The sequence below is a fragment of the Hahella ganghwensis DSM 17046 genome, from assembly GCF_000376785.1.
In the GTDB taxonomy this organism is placed as follows: Bacteria; Pseudomonadota; Gammaproteobacteria; order Pseudomonadales; family Oleiphilaceae; genus Hahella; species Hahella ganghwensis.
This window is the reverse complement of the sequence record NZ_AQXX01000140.1, coordinates 1-18,544: the sequence shown is the minus strand read 5'-3', so window position 1 is coordinate 18,544 and position 18,544 is coordinate 1. Positions and strand designations below refer to the sequence as shown.

17 protein-coding genes and 1 riboswitch are annotated in these 18,544 nt (G+C 50.7%); of the genes, 9 read left to right on the top strand and 8 right to left on the bottom strand.

The annotated features are described in order from the left end of the window. Positions 1 to 41: 41 nt before the first annotated feature. On the top strand, positions 42 to 260 hold the full coding sequence (locus tag F566_RS0126820; protein ID WP_020410133.1) for a (2Fe-2S)-binding protein: 219 nt from the start codon (positions 42 to 44) through the stop codon (positions 258 to 260). A gap of 175 nt (positions 261 to 435) precedes the next feature. Further along, positions 436 to 1,266 carry an SDR family oxidoreductase gene (locus F566_RS0126815; RefSeq protein WP_020410132.1) on the top strand — a complete coding sequence of 277 codons (831 nt, stop codon included), beginning with the start codon at positions 436 to 438 and terminating at the stop codon, positions 1,264 to 1,266. Positions 1,267 to 1,272: 6 nt separating this feature from the next. Here the strand turns inward: F566_RS0126815 and F566_RS0126810 are convergent, their stop codons facing one another. Continuing rightward, positions 1,273 to 1,767: a DUF2505 domain-containing protein gene (locus F566_RS0126810; RefSeq protein WP_020410131.1), complete on the bottom strand. Its 495-nt coding sequence runs from the start codon at positions 1,765 to 1,767 to the stop codon at positions 1,273 to 1,275. A gap of 303 nt (positions 1,768 to 2,070) precedes the next feature. Beyond that, complete coding sequence (locus tag F566_RS0126805) at positions 2,071 to 4,041, bottom strand: ribonuclease R family protein (protein ID WP_020410130.1); 1,971 nt, start codon at positions 4,039 to 4,041, stop codon at positions 2,071 to 2,073. Between the two features lie 346 nt (positions 4,042 to 4,387). On the opposite strand from F566_RS0126805, the gene F566_RS0126800 reads away from it, so the two are divergent. Then, positions 4,388 to 5,392, top strand: a complete 1,005-nt coding sequence (locus F566_RS0126800) for a putative solute-binding protein (RefSeq protein ID WP_020410129.1) — start codon at positions 4,388 to 4,390, stop codon at positions 5,390 to 5,392. Positions 5,393 to 5,500: 108 nt separating this feature from the next. On the opposite strand, the gene F566_RS0126795 is transcribed toward F566_RS0126800, so the two are convergent. Further along, positions 5,501 to 6,370, bottom strand: a complete 870-nt coding sequence (locus tag F566_RS0126795) for an aminotransferase class IV (RefSeq protein ID WP_020410128.1) — start codon at positions 6,368 to 6,370, stop codon at positions 5,501 to 5,503. Between the two features lie 167 nt (positions 6,371 to 6,537). Between F566_RS0126795 and F566_RS0126790 the strand changes: the two genes are divergently transcribed. Continuing rightward, entirely contained in the window at positions 6,538 to 7,950 is a 1,413-nt protein-coding gene (locus F566_RS0126790; protein ID WP_245555315.1) for an aminotransferase-like domain-containing protein, read from the top strand. Between the two features lie 10 nt (positions 7,951 to 7,960). On the opposite strand, the gene F566_RS0126785 is transcribed toward F566_RS0126790, so the two are convergent. The 3 genes from F566_RS0126785 to F566_RS0126775 form a co-directional block, all read right to left on the bottom strand. Further along, positions 7,961 to 8,563, bottom strand: coding sequence for a hypothetical protein (locus tag F566_RS0126785; RefSeq protein ID WP_020410126.1), 603 nt, complete (start codon positions 8,561 to 8,563; stop codon positions 7,961 to 7,963). Positions 8,564 to 8,806: 243 nt separating this feature from the next. Beyond that, entirely contained in the window at positions 8,807 to 9,409 is a 603-nt protein-coding gene (locus tag F566_RS34230) for a DUF7482 domain-containing protein (RefSeq protein ID WP_020410125.1), read from the bottom strand. A gap of 145 nt (positions 9,410 to 9,554) precedes the next feature. Then, positions 9,555 to 10,055, bottom strand: coding sequence for a PA2169 family four-helix-bundle protein (locus F566_RS0126775; protein ID WP_020410124.1), 501 nt, complete (start codon positions 10,053 to 10,055; stop codon positions 9,555 to 9,557). 368 nt (positions 10,056 to 10,423) lie between these two features. Between F566_RS0126775 and F566_RS35015 the strand changes: the two genes are divergently transcribed. From F566_RS35015 to F566_RS0126750, 5 genes are all read left to right on the top strand, one after another. Next, a complete protein-coding gene (locus F566_RS35015; protein ID WP_020410122.1) occupies positions 10,424 to 11,638 on the top strand; it encodes a sigma-54 interaction domain-containing protein in 1,215 nt (404 codons plus the stop codon). A gap of 181 nt (positions 11,639 to 11,819) precedes the next feature. Further along, positions 11,820 to 12,060: riboswitch (cobalamin riboswitch) on the top strand. Between the two features lie 174 nt (positions 12,061 to 12,234). Further along, positions 12,235 to 13,023 (top strand): ABC transporter substrate-binding protein, encoded by a 789-nt coding sequence (locus tag F566_RS0126765; protein ID WP_157497133.1) that lies wholly within the window; start codon positions 12,235 to 12,237, stop codon positions 13,021 to 13,023. Beyond that, complete coding sequence (locus F566_RS0126760) at positions 13,013 to 13,984, top strand: FecCD family ABC transporter permease (protein WP_020410120.1); 972 nt, start codon at positions 13,013 to 13,015, stop codon at positions 13,982 to 13,984. Before F566_RS0126765 ends, F566_RS0126760 begins: the two co-directional genes overlap by 11 nt. Further along, complete coding sequence (locus tag F566_RS0126755) at positions 13,981 to 14,757, top strand: ABC transporter ATP-binding protein (RefSeq protein WP_020410119.1); 777 nt, start codon at positions 13,981 to 13,983, stop codon at positions 14,755 to 14,757. The genes F566_RS0126760 and F566_RS0126755 overlap by 4 nt, the downstream gene beginning before the upstream one ends. Next, positions 14,757 to 15,701, top strand: coding sequence for an energy transducer TonB (locus tag F566_RS0126750; RefSeq protein ID WP_026180344.1), 945 nt, complete (start codon positions 14,757 to 14,759; stop codon positions 15,699 to 15,701). Before F566_RS0126755 ends, F566_RS0126750 begins: the two co-directional genes overlap by 1 nt. A gap of 12 nt (positions 15,702 to 15,713) precedes the next feature. On the opposite strand, the gene F566_RS0126745 is transcribed toward F566_RS0126750, so the two are convergent. Together F566_RS0126745 and F566_RS0126740 are read right to left on the bottom strand one after the other, a co-directional pair. Continuing rightward, positions 15,714 to 16,739, bottom strand: a complete 1,026-nt coding sequence (locus F566_RS0126745; protein ID WP_020410117.1) for a hypothetical protein — start codon at positions 16,737 to 16,739, stop codon at positions 15,714 to 15,716. An 89-nt stretch (positions 16,740 to 16,828) separates the two neighbouring features. Next, on the bottom strand, positions 16,829 to 17,821 hold the full coding sequence (locus F566_RS0126740) for a carbohydrate kinase family protein (protein WP_020410116.1): 993 nt from the start codon (positions 17,819 to 17,821) through the stop codon (positions 16,829 to 16,831). Positions 17,822 to 18,544: the final 723 nt, after the last annotated feature.

Sequence of the window (18,544 nt, the reverse complement as noted above, 5' to 3'; positions counted from 1 at the left end):
GTTGATTTGTGCCAATAAATCTTTTGAGAGGATTGTTATTCATGTACGTGTGCCTGTGTAAAGGTATTACTGACCGGGATATCCAGCGGGAAGTCGAGAACGGTGCCCGCCGTCTGAAAGATGTGGTAAACAAACTCGGTCTGGCTAAGGATTGTGCTCAGTGTGTGACCGTCGCGCGTGACGTATTCCAGTCACTGCAGACAACAATGCGTGAAGACATGTTTTACGCCGCAGCGGTACCAGAGACAACTGCCGCCTGAACATACTGCCATTCTGCTTGACGCCATTCAGCAACTGGTTGGCGTTTAATCCTTTGTATTTTCTTTCCCTTTCTTCCTGATTCTGCTGTTACCCTTAGCTTGTCATTGAGGCTCAATTTTGACCTGAGCATCATTCGCACATTTCTGCCATTAACAATAATAATTTGGGGATACTATGGCTTCTTCCGACTTGCCCGTGATCTGGATTACTGGTTGTGCCAATGGCGTGGGGGCGCAGTTGGTGACTGAAGGTCTTCATCGAAACTTCCTGATTATCGCTACGGATATTGATCTGAAGACCCTGGAAATGAGAGCGGGGCAAATGATGTGGCCGGAAGATAAAGTCTTGTTGTGCCGGTTGGATGTCAGGTCAGAAAATGATTGGCAGCGGGTTTATGATCAAATGATGCAGCGTTGGTGCCGGCTTGACGTATTGATTAATAACGCTGGAGTGATTCAGCCGGGATTTCTCAGAGATATTTCAGGCAACGATCTGGATTTGCATCTGGATGTGAATTTGAAAGGGGTGATCCACGGAAGTCAGTTGGCTATGCGCCATATGTTAAAGATTGATAGTGGTCATATCATCAACATCGCCTCCCTTGCTGGTATTGCACCGGTTCCCGGCCTTGGTCTATACAGTGTCAGCAAGTTTGGTGTTCGGGCATACAGTCTGGTCCTGGCGCAGGAACTGGCAGAGACCGGGATCAATGTCACCGTGCTCTGTCCCGACCTGATCAAGACATCCATGTATGATCTTCAATTGGACTACCCCGAGGAAGCTGCATTGACTTTTTCCGGTGGCGAACCCTTGTCTGTGGAACAGATTGCACTGACTGTGTATCAGCGCATTTTGACTCATGCCCCGATGGAAGTGACCATGCCAGCCTGCAGGGGATGGTTGGCCAAACTGGCTAATCTGATTCCGCAAGTGACGAAACTGATTTCCCGGCCATTGCGAAATAAAGGCCGGGAAAGGATTCTGATGTCGCGGGAGCGAAATTGATCGGAATCAGTGATTGGCCTGGAGATAATCCGCCACAAAGGCAAATTCGTTCTCCATGGCTTCTTCGGTTTTTCCTGCGACGAATTCAGCCAGCTTTTTTCCGACCAGTGGAATTTTACACTCAAAATGCAGGGCAACGTGATGGACACAGCCATCTCCTTCGGGGACCAGGGAGATATCTCCGCTGATGGTTACAGGAACGCCTTCGATGGCAACATGCATTTTGGCGTCATAACCATCCGAACCATTACTTTTCCAGGTTTCCAGCTGAGTCAGGGAGTTCCAGTCAGCGATGAATTTCTTCAGCATGGCGGGAGCCTCTGCGGGAACTTCCCTGACGACTTTCAGCTCAAAATGGTCATCTGATTGACGGCATTGCTGGATATCTATATTGCGGGAACCGAGGAATCTTTGTTTTTCCTCGATATGCTTTGGGTTTCCGTAGGTCTGATAAACGGTCTCGACACTATAGGGAAAATGATATTGTCCCTTGATGTTCATCCAACACCTCTTCTTGTTTCATATTTATTCGTTGTTATGCTCAGGCAAATGCCTTCGGGATAGGGAATCACTGAGGGCGGTATACGACAGGTTTCCACAATGATCCGGCACCATACCAGTACTCTGTGAGTTCTGACAATGAGATATGGCTGGCTTTGTTAGTTGGGTCGCAAGCCTATGTGTTACAGCTTGACCATCATACGGGAGTTTGAAGGCTCCCACTGGACCAGGTCCAGTGGGAGGGAGTATTGCTGGCGGAACGGAAATTTGTTCTGTAGCGCAATTACAGCGCTTTAAACAAAATCAAGCGTTCTGCTCAGTGGCTTCAGGCGACGCAGTTTCAGTGGGAGACTGCATTTCTGTCAGCTCCATGGTGATCTGCTTTTTCTCCATGTCCACTTGGGTAATGACCACTTCCACAGGCTGTTCCAGGCGATACTGATGCTGGTCACCGATATGCTGGAAGTAAGTGCCGTCAAAACGGAACTTCTCTTTCAGTTCTCCCAGATTAATCAGGCCTTCGATTCCGGTATCGTTCAGGCGAACCTGGAACCCGGCGCCATTGGTATGTTGAACAGTACCTGGTAGTGCTTTGCCGATGAGCGTTTGAGCAAATTCACACTTAAGCCAGCTTTCCGCACCATTCACTGCGTGACGTCCATTGCGCTGGGCTTCCTGTAAACGCTCTACCATACGGTCATTGATGCCAGGAGCCTTGCCGTTATTCAGCGACGCTTTAATCAGACGATGTACGGTAAGGTCGAGGTATTTACGGATCGGGCTGGTAAAAGTGGTATAAGACTCCAGTCCCATGCCGGCATGAGGAGCCGGTTTCTGGCTAAGGGTACCACGTGCCAGGAGTCGACTGGCGATGGCCGCCAGAGGCAGCTCACTCTGTTGAACTTCTTCGCTGTGCATGAGCGTTTTGAGACCGTACCACTCTGCCAGAGAACTGGTGTCAAAGCCGGGACATTGTTCACTCATGATTTGTTGAATCTGTTCGATACGTTCCGCCCGAAAACCGCTGTGAGCCATGTACAGCGCCGGTTTGCAGTGCTCGGCAAGATAGGCCGCGGCACAGCGGTTGGCTGCCACCATGGCTTCTTCCACGACACCGTGTGCGGAGTTGCTGACCTTGGGTTCTATGGAAGCGATTTTCTTGTTGTCGTCCAGAATCAAGCGATACTCCGGACGGTCCGGAGTAATCAGACAATCCTGCTGGCGGCGTTGGCGCAATGCGTCAGTGACTGCCTTCAGGGTCGCCAACTGAGCAGAAAACTCGTGACTATTGTCCTGACTGTCCAAAGCGGCAGCCACGTCTTCATAGCTGAGCTTGGCTTTGCTGTTCATCACCGCTTCTTCTATGCGGCTGCTTTCAATTTGCCCTTCAGCAGAAATTTCGATGGTACACATCAGCACCAATCGATCTTCACCAGCCAGCAGTGAGCAATAGTGATTGGCCAGTTTGGGCGGCAGCATGGGGATGATGCGATCAGGAAAATAATGAGTTGCGCCCAGCCGACGGGCGTACTTGTCAATATCCCCACCTTCTTCTATCAGGCTGGCAGGATCTGCGATTGCCACCTGAAGTGTCCAGCCGCCGTTGTCTTTGGCGGTGGCGTGCAGAGCATCATCCATGTCCTGAGTGGTGGCTGCATCAATGGTCAGAAATGGCAGTTCTCTGTAGTCAGTACGGGACTTGGCTTGCTCCTCCAGTACCTTCTGGGCCTGTTTTTCGTCAAAGCGGGCGTTATTTTTCCCGTTGAGGTTGAACTTGGCCAGCATGTAGTCGACAGGAAGGCCGGGCTGTCCGTCCTTACCGATGATTTTGACGACTTCCGCCTGTGGTTTGCCTTCCTTGAAAGGATGCTGCATCACCCGGCACAGTATGTAGTCGCCAACTTCTGAATGCTTGCGTTTTTTGGGCGGGATAAATATCCAGCGGCTCAATCCGTTAAGATCCGGATCGACAAAATGACCATTGCCCCTGGTCAGATAGCGGCCGACGAAGTATTTCAGCTCGCTGCTCAGGCACTCGACGACTTTTGCGACGTCTCGTCCTTTGTCATCCTGGGTGATTTCTGCCAGGACTTTATCACCGGGGAAAACTCTCTGCATTTCGTCAGGATTGAGAAATGCTTCCCGTCCGTCTTCCAGAGTGACAAATCCAAAGCGGCCGGGACTACCTTTGACAACACCTTCGAAACGGTTATTGGCTTCACGCAGGTCCTGTTTGAATTGCTTGAGTTGTGACAATACGTCGGATTTTAACATGGGGAAATGGACACTCTGAATCTATTGACGAGAATTGAAAATCGCTCTGGCCTTTCAAGGTTTATGAAATGCCGGGGTCTCAAATACTCAGGTATTTGCCGGCGCAAATCGATGTAAGGCGCTCATGTTACTCTGAAAGAAGCGGAGGATAAAGTCTCTGACGCCTTTAATGGCCTGCATACCCTGCCAATGAAAGCTTCAAAATGTGCACTTTGCGGCATTAAAAGCCCTGGGGTTACTCTATATTAAACGGGTGTTTGAATTTCACCATCTTCGGAACAGACGCTGAAATTCGAGATAAAACAACCTCAAAACATAATGATAAAAGAATAACTGGAGAACTCTCATGACAGCTGGCATCCGTCGTGTGCTTTTGGGCCTGGCATTGTGTGTGACAGCAATTTCTGCGCAGGCTGCGGAAAAGCGCACATTTTGTATATTTGATCCTCTCGGGGCCACGGGGCCCATATTCAACCTGATCAAAGCAACGAAAGTGAAAGCGCTGGGTTGGGGGTACGACCTGGAGATGAGTGCCTACACCGACGAAAAAATTGCCTCTGATGATTTTAAGGCCGGGCAGTGTGACGCAGTTCTGCTGACTGACGTGAGAGCGCGTGAGTACAACCAGTTCACTGGTACGCTTGTGGCGGTAGGGGCCATTCCCGGATATCGTGAGCTGGAGACCGTCATGCAGACATTGGCCAGTGTGAAAGCCGGAAAGTTGATGCTGGAAGGCAAGTACGAGATCGCCGGTATTGCCCCGGCTGGTGCAGTATACGTTTTCCTGCGAGACCGCAATATTGACAAGGTTGAGAAAATTCAGGGCAAGAAGATTGCGACGCTGGACTATGATCCGGCTGCTGTGACGATGGTCCGTCAGGTCGGCGCTTCAGTAGTCAGTGCTACCACCTCCAGTTTTGCCGGTAAGTTCAATAACGGCAGCGTTGATGTTGCCTATGCACCGGCAGTCGCCTATACGCCGCTTGAGTTGTATAAAGGGCTGGAACCGGATGGTGGGATCTTCCATTACAATTTCGCCCAGATGACTTTCCAGGTCGTTGTTCATGCGGATAAGTTCTCCAGAGAATTCGCCCAGAATATGCGTGAGTACTATCACAGCCGTTTTGGGGAGTTCATGGAAATTGTGAAAAAAGCTGAAGCGGAAATCCCGGATGCCACTTGGGTTCGTCCCAGCCGCCAGGATGCCGAAGGCTTTGACAAAATGCTCAAGGAAGTCCGGATATCACTGAAAGATGACGGTATCTATAATCCCAAGGCATTAAAGTTGATGCTGAAAGTCCGGTGCCATGCGGACCCGACCAAAGCCGAATGTGTTGACGGACGCGAGTAACTTGGAAAAGAACCGGCTTGAGCCGGTTCTTTTTTGGGAAGCCTGACGATAGCTTGCCAGGCGGGAGCTACTATTTTCGGATACACCTATTTTCGTGATGACATCGATTCACTGGCATTGAGCTTCAATATACTGCTCAAAAGCCTGTTTCAACTTCTTGAACAGCTCTCCGTTGGGAGAAGCCAGGACCCTTCCATCCAACTCCGCTACAGGCAGAAGGCCTGCTCCACTGCCTGTTAAAAAGCAGGCATCTGCGTTATAGACGTCGTATGGGGTGAGCGAACGTTCCTGAACATCAATCCCCAATTGCCTGGCCAGTCTGATAACGGTCAGGCGGGTGATGCCTCCTAATGCGCCATCACTGCAGGGTGGTGTCTGAAGTGCCCCATCAATTTCGATAAACAGGTTTTCTGCTGTGCCTTCGGCAATATAACCGCGTTCATTGAGTAGGATGGCCTCATCTGCATCAGCCGCATTGGCTTCAATTCGGGCCAGGACTGAGTGCAGGTAATTGAGGCTTTTCACTCTAGCGTCCAGCCCGGTGCCGGTGGTACGGCGAATGGATGATGTAACAAGCTTCAATCCTCCCAGTTGTGCTTGGCTGCTGGCCAGGCTCAACTGATCGACAATGATGAACAAGTTGGCCTGGGGACAATGGCGAGGATTCAATCCCAGGTTTCCTTTACCTCGGGTCACGACCAAGCGGAGGTACCCCGATGGCTCACCATATTGGTTAATGAGTGTCTCAATGGCCGCTCCAATTTCTGCCAGGGAAAAGGGCAGAGTCAGTTGCAGTGCATGTGCAGAGTTCTGTAACCGCTGTAGATGTTGTTCAAGGTGAAGAACATGACGGTGATAGAACCTCAATCCTTCGAAGATGCCATCACCATAGAGGAGTCCATGATCCAGCACAGAGATAGAACATTCATCTGTTGGTTTGATTTCATGGTTCATCCAACACAGGCTGGTCGCGGTCATGATTGTGCTCTCCGGGTATGCGGTTAGTGAGTTTTGGGTATTTTGTTGCGAAATCGCATTGTGGTGAAAAGTATGCAGACAGGACAAAATTCGGTATAGATAAAGAAAAAATTAAAAAAAGCGGTACAGTTTGGGCGGGTTTGAAATCTGACAAAGGGGAAACAGGTTTGAAGCGGTATGAAAAAGTGGCGGGGCAGATACGGGACCTGATTCGGGAAGGGGTTTATTCCGCCGGACAGCGAATTCCCGGGACACGAGACCTGGTGCAGCATTTTTCAGTCAGTGTCTCCACGGTGATGTCTGCGCAGCGTCTGCTGGAGCGGGAAGGGTGGGTGGAAGCCCGGTCCCGCTCTGGATATTACGTTTGTCCTCGTGCAGATGCCTCCCGGCAGCCTGATGTTCAGAAGTTTTCGCCAAAGCCGATCCTGGTGGCTGATCAACGGATGGTGATGAAACTGGTGCAGACAGTGCAGGAACCCTCGATTACCGCACTGGGGGCGGCAGTTCCGGATGCAGATTATTTTCCCCGAAAAGCGCTTCAAAGGGCATTTCGCAGCGCGCTAAGACTGCATGGCAGGCGTCTGGATCAATACAGCTTCCCACCAGGTCTCCCTGAATTGCGTGAAGCCTTGATACAGCAGATGGCAGATGCCGGGTGCGCACTGAGCCCTGAGCAACTGACCATTACCGATGGTTGTCATGAGGCGTTACGTTTGGCGTTGCGCTCAGTGACAAAAGCTGGTGATGTGATCGCTGTAGAATCTCCCACCTATTACGGCGTACTTCAGCTCATCAATGCCCTGGGTCTGCAGGCTCTGGAAATCCCTTCTGATCCTCAGAAGGGTATCAGTCTCAGTGCTTTGCAGTTGGCGATGGATCAGTGGCCAGTGAAGGCCATATTGATCATGGCAAACTTCAGCAACCCTACCGGGGCCACTATGTCAGACGAAGACAAGATGTCTCTGGCAGCATTATGTCGTGAACGGGATATACCGCTGATCGAAAATGATGTGTACGGTGAATTGGGATACAGTGCGCTGCGACCTAGGGCGCTGAAGAGTTTTGATGATGAAGGCCAGGTGCTTTACTGTGCTTCTTTTTCAAAGACGGTCTCACCAGGATTGCGAGTTGGCTGGGTTGCCCCGGGGAAGTGGTTGGAACAGGCAAATTATCTGAAATTTACCAGTAGTCTGGCGACGGCCACTCTACCTCAGATGGCTTTGGTCAGTTATCTGGCGGACAGTGATCACAAGCGACATTTGCGGCAACTGACCGGACAATTTCAGATTCAGATGGAGAAAGCCAGGCAATGGGTCCAGGAATTCTTCCCTGCTTCAACGCGAATTACTCATCCGTCAGGAGGCTTTGTTCTGTGGGTGGAATTACCCATCAATTGTGATAGTGATGATCTTTATTACAAGGCTTTACAGTGCGGAATCAGCATTGCGCCGGGAAGCCTGTTCAGTCCTTCTGGTAAATATCGAAACTGTCTGCGTCTGAACTGTGCAATACCGCAGGACCGCCTGTATAGAGCTATAAAGCAGATTGGGGCAGTCCTTGCCCAGACAGATTCCGGATGAAAGAGGGCTTTCACCATCCGTATCCAAATGTCGGGTCGACAAAAAACATCAGACCGGTAAAGCAGGCCAGCATTAGAAAACTGCTGATAAATGCATGAAAGCCCGTCTTGTAGGCCCCTTCTTCATCCCTTTTTACCACAAAACGATAAATTGCCATGCCACATAATCCCAGAATAAACAGGGATACCACGGCAAAGCCTCCGTTGATGACCTGCATCTTCAGAATAAAGTCCTCGCGAGCGGTTTTGGCTTCATCTGATTCATCCTTGAATTCAATGAAGGCTCCCGGAATCAGTGGGTGAGCGTTGATTTCGATCGTGTGGTAGTAAAAGGGCCAGAAGCGTCCGCAGCGGGCCAGGATCGGTTGATCAACGGATTCTGTGGTCACGGCATTGGCTGCGAATAAGGGGGAGCCGCATTGCCGGAACTCCAGGTCGATGTCATCCGGTGTCGTAACCTGGACGCTTCGGGCGACACTGACTGGTGACCAGCCGGTAAGATTAAACAGGGTATATTCCAGAAGGCTCAGTCCATAGGCAATGCCTGCGTACATAAAGACCAGAAACAGCAGTCGGCGCAATACGTTGGCATGTTGGGAAGTGGCTTCAGTCATGATGATGTGTTCTCGTTGTTATTGTCGTTGTGGTAAGTGCATTTTGAAATTTATACGTTCGCCTGCGTCAAGCCAATGCGGCTTTGGTTGGTATCATAAATTGGATTTACAGATAAGGAGCGCAGTAAAAGCTACAGGAAGCAAAAATACACAGACAATCCATGGTGTCGACATTTATCAATAACCTGGGGTCTGGACGTTTTTGAGAGCCCTCTGAGAACTTCAATTCTATTGAAGACAGGGTCAATATCTACCTGAGGATGCTTCAATGCCCAGGCTGGCCCCGGTTTCATCCATGACAATCGGGCAATTGACGATGATGTCTGTTCGGGTAATCGACACCAGACCTTTCTCCTCTGCCTGTAAGATGGCCTCTTCTGAGGTAAGTTGCCGGGGCTTGGCAGCAGGATTCCAGCGCACTTCATAAAGTAACCATATAGGGCTGTAATGCTGATCTTTGTTCTCAGGTCCCAGGGGCCAGGGGGCAGATGGGAATACACTTTGGTATTGAGTTTCCGGGAATACATAAACCCGCTCCAACACCGTTTTTAAACCCGGTGGCTTGGGGTAATTGGGTAATGCATCCTGCAATCTGGGGGCATAAATGGCATTCATCCTGGCCGCCATTTTCTGATCTGAGGCTTCGGTCGTGATATAGAATACCTTGCGGTTCTCATACCAACCGGGAATCAGGGGCAGTTGGATACTGTCAGGTTGCATAGGTGATTTCGCCGACATCTGGCAACCAAGAAGAAATACGGACATCCCCGTAAAGAACAGGATGCGCAGGATGGTTGCTGTTTTCGTGGCAGATTCGGCTTTGAAGTCAGGTCCATAGAGCAACATGGCAGGAATCCCTTGATTGTTTGAAAAAAGAGTATCAGTTATTCACCTAACAACACAGGTGTTCAGACCCTATTTTGACGGAAGGGTCTCAAGTGCTCAAAGTCGCTGACTGACGGTTCTCTTGCGGAGTTCTCTGTTGGCTACGCTATCGATGCTCTCTCACCGACCTCATTCTATCGTGTGTGATTTGTACCGTCGCAGCCTGCACGGAGAGATCTTTGGCCAATTCTCTATCCTGAATTTTCTTAACCGAAGTCTTGAACAGGTGCAGTGTACTCTCTTCGATGGATTCCAATTGTTCAATGGTTTCCCCTGGCGAGCTCTCGGGGAGCATATGTCGAACCTCAAAGTACCGACTCTCAAAGAGTTCAGCTATCGGTGATTGGCTCTTTGGGACTGCTTGCCCGGAATTCTTCGTCATATCACTCAGATCCGAAGCAATAGCCTTACGGGTGTTAGCCATCAGTCTGAACAAACTGCGGAGGTTGTAATCTTCAACGCGTGTCGCCATGTCTTGATAAAACGCGACACCATTGCGACATAGGCTGATAAGTTGTTGAATGATCGCTCCATCGTGTTTCGGTATCTTATTTTCGAGAGCGATCTTCTCAAGGGCTATTTGTTTGAGAGTTGCTTTATCTTTCATCCTCATCTTCTCTCTCTAGCATTACTATAAACAGGCTGTTGATAAACGACCTGTTAAGTGCCTTGTCATGTTATTCCGGATGTTAAAACTTTATTCACAAAACTCATGCCATTATTTAACTATATGATATTTAAAAGAATGGTAAATGTTGGTAGATGCGTGGCAAGAAAGTTTTACACCCTGGCATTGTCAAAGTTACATCGGCGTCTTAGATTAAACTTTTGCATGCAAGGAAACTGCTATGGCGCAGCCCGTTTTGTTTCTCCGCCTGTGTAATCCAGAGCTGGAGAGAGCAGTACTGTCCCTGACAGGCGTCAGTCAATACAGTATCAGAACCAGCCAGGGTAGAAAATAACTGGATCTCTCAATTGGTCGAGGCTTCCAGTGATGTCGCCATTATCGAAGTGACTGATTTCGATGAAGGTGATCATCTGAAGTTGTTGGACACCAATCTTGCAACAGAAATTGACTTCATTTTTATCAGCGATGGAGAACCTAACCCGAGTCTGGATAAGACGATGCTGCGCTGCGCGGGATATCACTATCGTCAACCCGTAGATTTAGAGCGGGTGAACGAAACACTGCTGGATATCCACGAATATATGGCTGATTCGAAAAGTCATGCTGAACCTTGTGTCACCAGTGATCTGGATCAATTTGGCTTATTGGTTGGATCGTCAGGGACGATGCGAAAACTTTATCGTAGTATCCGTCGTGTCGCCCAGACGGAGGCGAATATCTTTATCGAAGGAGAGAGTGGCTCTGGTAAGGAGCTTGCGGCTCATACCCTTCACCTGGCCTCACCCAGAGCGGATAAACCCTTTATCGCCATTAACTGTGGTGCCCTGAGTCCGGAATTGATTGATAGTGAGCTGTTCGGCCACCGTAAGGGAGCGTTTACCGGAGCGCACAGAGATCACCGTGGTGTGTTCGAACAGGCTGCGGAAGGAACTTTGTTTCTTGATGAGGTGACTGAAATGCCATTGGATCACCAGGTAAAACTCCTGCGTGTTCTAGAGACAGGGGAATTCAGGCCCGTCGGAGATTCGAGTACCAAATTGGCTGATGTACGTGTTATTGCGGCAACCAATCGGAATCCATTACAGGCCATTGCCGATGACGTTTTCCGTGAGGACCTTTATTTCCGGCTAGCCCACTTTCCTCTGAAAATTCCCCCTTTGAGACACCGCGAAGATGATATCGTCGGTCTTGCCAATCATTTCCTGGCATATCGAAATGCTCAGGAAGAGCAACATAAATCCCTTTCGCCCGAAGCCCTTGAATTAATCAGACGTCACCCCTGGCCGGGTAACGTCAGGGAGTTAAAGCACGCCATTGAACGGGCGTACATTCTGGCTGACGATAGGTTGTTGCCGGAGCATTTGAGTCTTGAAGCTGCGACCGATGCCAACGCTTCGGATATTCCCTTTGGCGTGCCTCTGGAAGAGATTGAGAAAACTGCCATCCTGAAGACACTGGAGCAAACTGACGGTAATAAGACCGAATGTGCTCAACTGCTGGGCATCAGTGTCAAGACGCTTTATAACAAGCTGGAGAAGTATCAGCAGCCAAAGCAGGAGTGATCCTGGTATCAGGCGTTGACGCCTTCCTTAACGTTCTAATAAATAAACTTTTTATACGGTTTCCAAGTTGGGTTAACGAAGTCTTTACTGTCATGCGGGTAAACAGATTCACAGGTGGATTCTGGACTTCATTGAGACATTTCAAGATAATGGCGGCGTCGTCGGTTCGGCGCTCAAAAAACACTCAAACCCTTGAGGTGGTGAGTTGTTTTGAGGGCTGATGAAGGGAATCCGGTAAAGCCGGAGCTGTCCCCGCAACTGTATGCGAAGAATCAGGTTCATTTCTCACATGGTCTTGCCTGGATTATCCCTGTACACCATGTGGATAAGGTCACTGTCGTAATGAGGATTCTCATTGATGGGAAGACTGAACCAGGTAATGACTCGCCAGCCAGGAAACCGGCCGCCGACCCATCTTCGAGTCCGGGAACGGGGTATTTCCGGGTCATTAAAATATCAACAGGTAGTGTTGGCCGTCTGATCTACAGGATGGTCGGCCCGTGGGTCATATGTCCCGTTTCATTTCAGAATACATCCTGAGAGCCTCTCTGCTCTGGTGCCTTACCGGTTATATATCGGCTCAGGCGGCGGGCGTCATGTCTGTTAATCAATGCGTCGACCAGATGTTGGGATATCTGGCGCCCGAACAGTTGAGTTCTGTTTCCTGGCTAAGTCATCAATCCAATGATCTGGCAGTTACGCCCGTTTTGAAGAACATTCCAGCAAATCACGGGGAGATTGAGGAGGTCATTGCGCTTCAGCCGGACATGATCATTGGCGGACAATATGGTGCCCCCGGCCTGAAAGCGTTGGCTACCAAGTTCGGCTTTATCTGGCACGAGCTACCATTACCTTTGGATTTTCCTGCGCTTCATCGCAACTGGAACCAACTCGGAGAATGGCTGCAGGCTGAGGATCAGGCGCAGCAAATGATTAGGGTTCTGGAAGAGGAATTGCAATCTATTCGGCAAGAGCTTGGGCCAATGGGAATCAGGGCGGTGGTGGTCAATGCCAATGGCTGGGTGGCTGGTGCTAATAATTTCCAGGATGCCTACCTGTCCGCCATGGGTCTCCATAATGTTGCCATTGATGCCGGAGTTCAGGGGTGGGGACAGGTTAGTTTGGAGCAACTGATCTATTGGCAGCCGGATCTGATTATCATCCCTGAAAGCCACTATGGAGGAGAGGCCAGGGCAACACAGTGGATGAACCATCCGGTACTTAAAAAAGTGCCCGGTCAGTATCCGGTCCTGAAGGTGGATGCTGCATGGTTAAGTTGTGGGACACCCGCAATGCTGCGTGCGGCCAGAGCCATTTGGCAACATATTCGCGAGCATGCCGGTGGTGGAAATAGTGAGAAAAGAGAGCCCGGAAATGTCACGTAATCTGTTGTTGTCAGCGTTGACGCTGGGTCTGTTAGTGGCTGTGATGGTATCCCTGCTGACCGGAAGAGGAGCGGGGATTTCGATACCGGCCTGGGATTGGCAGACACAACTGATCCTATGGGAAATTCGTTTGCCCAGGACCCTGCTGGCGGCGATCTGTGGGGCGGTTTTGGGAATGGCCGGGGCAGTATTACAGGGGTGGTTGCGTAATCCTCTGGCCGATCCAGGTGTGCTGGGGATATCTTCCATGGCAGCTCTGGGTGCTGTGATTGCCATGTATTTTGGTTTGTTTGCCATGAGTTGGATGCTACCGGTAGCCGGCATTGTTGGTGCAATACTCGGGTTTTGGATATTGATCACAATGATTGGCCGCGAGAGTGGCATCCTGTTGATTGTGTTGGCAGGTGCCGCTTTGAATGCTTTCAGCGCCGCGTTTACTGCATTGTTGCTGAATCTGGCTCCCAACCCTTTTGCGGTTCAGGATATGCTGTTCTGGCTGATGGGATCTTTTGAACATCGCAGTCACGAACATCTTATGCTGGTGGCACTGCCGGTTGTGGTGGGAGGGGTCATGCTCTACAGAGTTGCACCTGCGCTGGATGTGATGGCTCTGGGTGAAAAAACCGCCCATTCCCTGGGAGTCAGTGAGCGGCGCATGTTATGGTCCATCGGGCTGGGGACTGCCCTGGCTGTCGGAGCCTGTGTCTCCGTGGCCGGTGTGATCGGTTTTGCCGGACTGGTGGTTCCTCATCTGCTGAGGCCGCTGACCCAATGGCAACCCAGGCTGCTGGTACTGCCAAGTGCCATCGCTGGAGCCTTGCTGCTGGTCTCGGCAGATATTCTGGTTCGCCTGTTACCGCCGGGTCAGGAGTTGCGTATCGGGGTGGTAACCGCATTGCTTGGTGGTCCGTTCTTTCTGTGGTTGTTGAAACATGTACGCAGGGCGGAGGTGGAGCTATGAGTTTTGGACAGGCGCTCCTTCTTGACCAGGTGAGTTTCGGATACCGGGACACCGCGATTGTTCGTGAGGCAAACCTTCGCTTTCGTCCCGGTTGTGTTACCGCCATTCTTGGCAGTAATGGCTCGGGTAAATCCACGTTGTTGAAAGGCATTCTGGGTCTGGCGAATTGTCTGCAGGGACGGGTTTTGCTGGGAGACAGGGATCTGTTGCAACTGGCAGACGCGGAACGTGCCCGCACCATCGCTTATCTTGAACAACAGGCAGACTGTCATTGGCCGATGCCAGTCGCAAAGGTCGTGGAGCTGGGGCGTTTTCCCTATCGTCATCATCGAATACCTGAAGAAGATCAGCAGGCGATATCCCGGGCAATGGAGATTGCTGATGTGACAGCCATGTCCGGGCGGCCGGTTTCCCAACTGTCCGGAGGAGAGCGCACCAGAGTGATGCTGGCGCGGGCATTGGCGGTGGATGCACCGGTGTTATTGGCAGATGAGCCTGTGGCAGGCCTGGATCCACAGCATCAACTATCCGTCATGCAGCATTTGCAGGCCTGGTCAGCAGATCAACGGATAGTGCTGGTGGTGCTGCATGATCTCAATCTGGCGTTAAAGTACTGTGCAGACTCGGTGTTGATTACGCCTGAAGGACAAATACTGAGTGGCCCGACCGCGGAGGTGGTAACGGCGGAAAATGTCCGTAAAGCCTTTGGTGTCAGCTCTCTGCTCGGTCACCACCAAGGCCAGCCCTATATTCTTCCATGGGAAGTGGATTAATGACTCCCGGGTCGCAACCCTGGAGCAGGCAGATCACGTTAGTGGTTTGCCTGATGTTGTCCTTTGCTGCACATGCCTTGTTCATCTACTGGTTGGACAGCACCCGTCCGGCGATCAGGTCAGAGGGAAGTGAACAGGCGGCGATCGAAGTGGCGATTGCCTCTCCTTCTACCCAGCGCGCCGGACCCCTTTCTGACAGCGAAGCTGCCCGTTCTGCAGCCGATCGCAAGTCTGCCAGTGAAAGTGATCACAAGGCAGAAATCGAATCCGATAATCGTGCAGAGCCCCCTGAAGAGCCTGCTGAAAGGGATATTGATGAGGAAATCCCTGCAGTTCAGTCGCAAGCATTGGTTGAGAAAATGGCAAAAACTGAAAGAATGACCGCCAAGTCTATCCTCAAGGCTCCGTCCAGGGCCGTTGATACAGTCAAGCCGGAAGTTTCTGAAAAAAATTTAGCACCCGAGAAAAAGCCGTTGCAGGAAGTGGAACCGACGGCTTTGCCTGTGATTGAGAAACAGCTTCCAGAAGTTGCATCGGAATCGGGATCGCCAGCGCTGTCTTCAGTGGTAAATAAGACCGCGGCGTCAGTGTCCGGGCCTCACTTGTTTGCCGAGCCTCCCGGTGCTGAGATTGAGTCGAAGGCCGATTTGGATCGCCCCATCGAGTCCGCTGAGACATCAGAGCCACGCTATGTCATGGGCTCATCAAAAACGCCGCACCCGGATTACCCTCGTATTGCCAGAAAGCGGGGCTGGGAAGGTGAAGTGATTATTGCACTGACTATTGCGGAAACCGGCAGCGTGGTCGAAGCCCGGATTCATGAGTCCAGCGGACATGGAATACTTGACCGTCGAGCCCTTGAGACGCTGAAGCAATGGCGGTTGTCAGCTGCCCCAAGAGCACGCGAGGAAATTCTGGTTCCGGTCAGGTTTGAACTGCGTTAGGCCGGCTGGATTTCAATCCTGGCCTTTTCGCTGCATGTGTTCGCTGAACTGATAGCCATCGGCATCGTTTTGAACCAGATCCTGCAACAGAGACAATACCACGGCGAGTGCTTTTTCAACGCCGGAGTTATGTTGTGCCAGTTGTTGCATGATTTCTTCATCCGCATTGTGATAAACCAATGCCGGGCGCCGGACGGGATGCTCGCCTTTAAACAAGGCTTCCCGAAGACGATAAAGTTCTTTGAAGCAATCGGCGGATTCCGGCGGTCTGCCGAGAATCAGGCTGACTCTTTCCCGCAGGTGTTGCATGTCCGCATCGTCACTGGTGCCGACGAGCATTTCCAACTGGTTACCCACCAGCATGGCTGTGCGCGCACCATAGCGATAACGCTGCTGGGCAATTTTAAGCATATCGATCAGAACTTTATTGATCGTGGTGATCGCAGTATTGCGTTCGCTGGTTCCGGCTCTTTCAAACCACCCCCAAACAGTCTCAAATGACAGCTCGTGCAGTTTCGGCCAACCATGTTCTGTGGCGCTGAGCATCGCATCGGAGAAGGCTTTGGAATCAAAGTCCTGAGCCTCAAACCGATGTGCATGGGGGCCGGCAAATCGGGTATCCAGGAACTGGCAGGAGCCAGGTAGGGCCAGGTTCATCCCCAACAGCAATTGCTGGATGAATACGCTGGCTGCGTGATACATCGAATAAGGTTCAGTGCGGGAGTTCAGTGCTTCGACGGTCATGTGCAGTTCGCTATTGATGGCGACGCTGCTGTCTGCAGCATGCATCTGCCTGTAAATATCGAAACTTTCATTGTTGTCTCTGGCGGTCTGCATCAGGTTGATCAGGGCTTTGGCATCCAGGCTTATGCGATACTCTCCCAGTTGTCCCCGATAGGGATCTTCCACCACAAATTTACGGTCTGTGAAGTACCCGTCCACGAGTTGCCACAATGAGATGATTTTGCCTGTGGCGTCAATGCCACCGTTGGGAATGGCGTTGTGGATCTCAATGGTGATGGTTTCGGTGGTCTGCATTGATTGAACTCCGGATCAATCTGAATTTTCTTATACAGCCCGGCTGCCTATAAAGCCGGGATCTCGCTGCTGCACATGTTAGTGTCTGATCAGCAGGAAGCAAGCGGAATGCTTTCTATCTCGCGTTCATTTTGGGCCGTGATCTGGCTGATCTCCTCCCAGGTAAGAAGTTTCTCCTTTGCTCCTTTGTACTGCAACACAGACTCAGAGTTGGTCATGGCCAGATTCAGGGCTGTTTGAATATCCAATTCCCGGATAATGCCCGCCGTAAAGGTGGCAGCAAAGGCGTCACCGGCACCTGTGGTTTCACAGATGTTCAGGTTTTTTCCGGGAACGCCGTGATAGCAATGTTCCCGGTCATAAACCCAGGCACCACGAGAGCCGTCGGTAATGACGAAATAGCGGCAGGGCAGCTTTGACATGGCCTGCATCAGCTCTGGCATTTCGGGTGGTGCTGTCGGGTCCAGGCCCAGAAATTTACAGGCTTCCTCCCGATTCATGACCAGCAGGGTGACCTTGTCGATCAGAGGCTTTAGCTTGTCGTAGCCCAAAGCAGCCTGATAGTTACTGGGATTAAACGCCACATTGAACTGGTTGCTGGAAACAATATGGATCACGGTATCAAAGCTGTCTTCCAGCATACTGGAAATATACAGCCACTGAGTATTCAGTTGAGGAACATCATCTTTGTAGAGCTGGTCATTAGCCCCTTTGTAGGCCAGTATTGAGCGGTCATCCTCAATACTGTTCAGGATGACAGAAAAACCGGTTTGCCCGCCACGGGGCCCGATAAACTCCACCTGTTCCCGCGCCAGTTTTTCCAGCACAAAGTCCCCTGCAGCATCAGCTCCGATCTTGCCCAGAAAACCGGTTTTAAGGCCCAGGCGTGAAAAGGCGACCGCTGTATTGGTGCCACCGCCACCTGTCGTCGTATTCAGCTCTTTAATCAGTAACTTGCTACCCAAGGGGAAGGCGATAAGTTCTTCATGGCTGGTGCGGGTATCAATCTTGATAAGTTCCGAGTCTGTGTCGGCAAAGTGATCGACTGTTGCACTACCAATGGTGACCACATCAAAGGACATATTGGAATTCCCTATATTTTTGGTTGGGGAACCTATGAAAAACTACCTGCGCTGCCATCGCAGCGTCAAAAGTGGGCGGCCTCGCCAAAGTTTTTCAGAGGGTCCTTAGATCATGTCGAAAGAAGAACAAAGTTGCATCTATACTTTTCTATCATTCCGAGTCTCCTAAAACCAGTGCTAACTTGTAAGTATTTAAAGACAAACTTCCTGAGATTTCATTTACCTGTCCTTATGGGAAATAGTGGCCTCCCGGTCAAATGAAATCTCAGAAAGTTCAGCCGCAGGCGCTTATTTAGGGCATCCTGGTGAGCATAGTCCAAGTGAGATGCGGGGTTGTGATATGAATCAATCCCAGTTTGATTAGACTTTTGGTAGCCTGCGGGTTGATAAATGTCTGGGGAGGGGCTTAGCCTATATCGATGAAAGAACACTTGCGTGTTTGAAGAATATGTTAAATATTTGTACCTAAGGAGAGTCTGAATAACCCCAAGGTTCTGAGGTAATTCAAACTCTCGACGATATATGGCCGAATATTCAGAGTGTTTTTCCGGCCATTTTGGATCTTCCCCCCCTGTGGGGCGTCATCTGGGCTCACTGCCCCTATACCTGCAGCTCTTTCCTTGCCATCAGCAGATTGCTGAAGGCCGCCAACAGATAGAGCCGGCTCTTGTTCTTGGCCAAGCCTCGATAGCGGACTTTGTCGTAACCAAACACCTGCTTGAT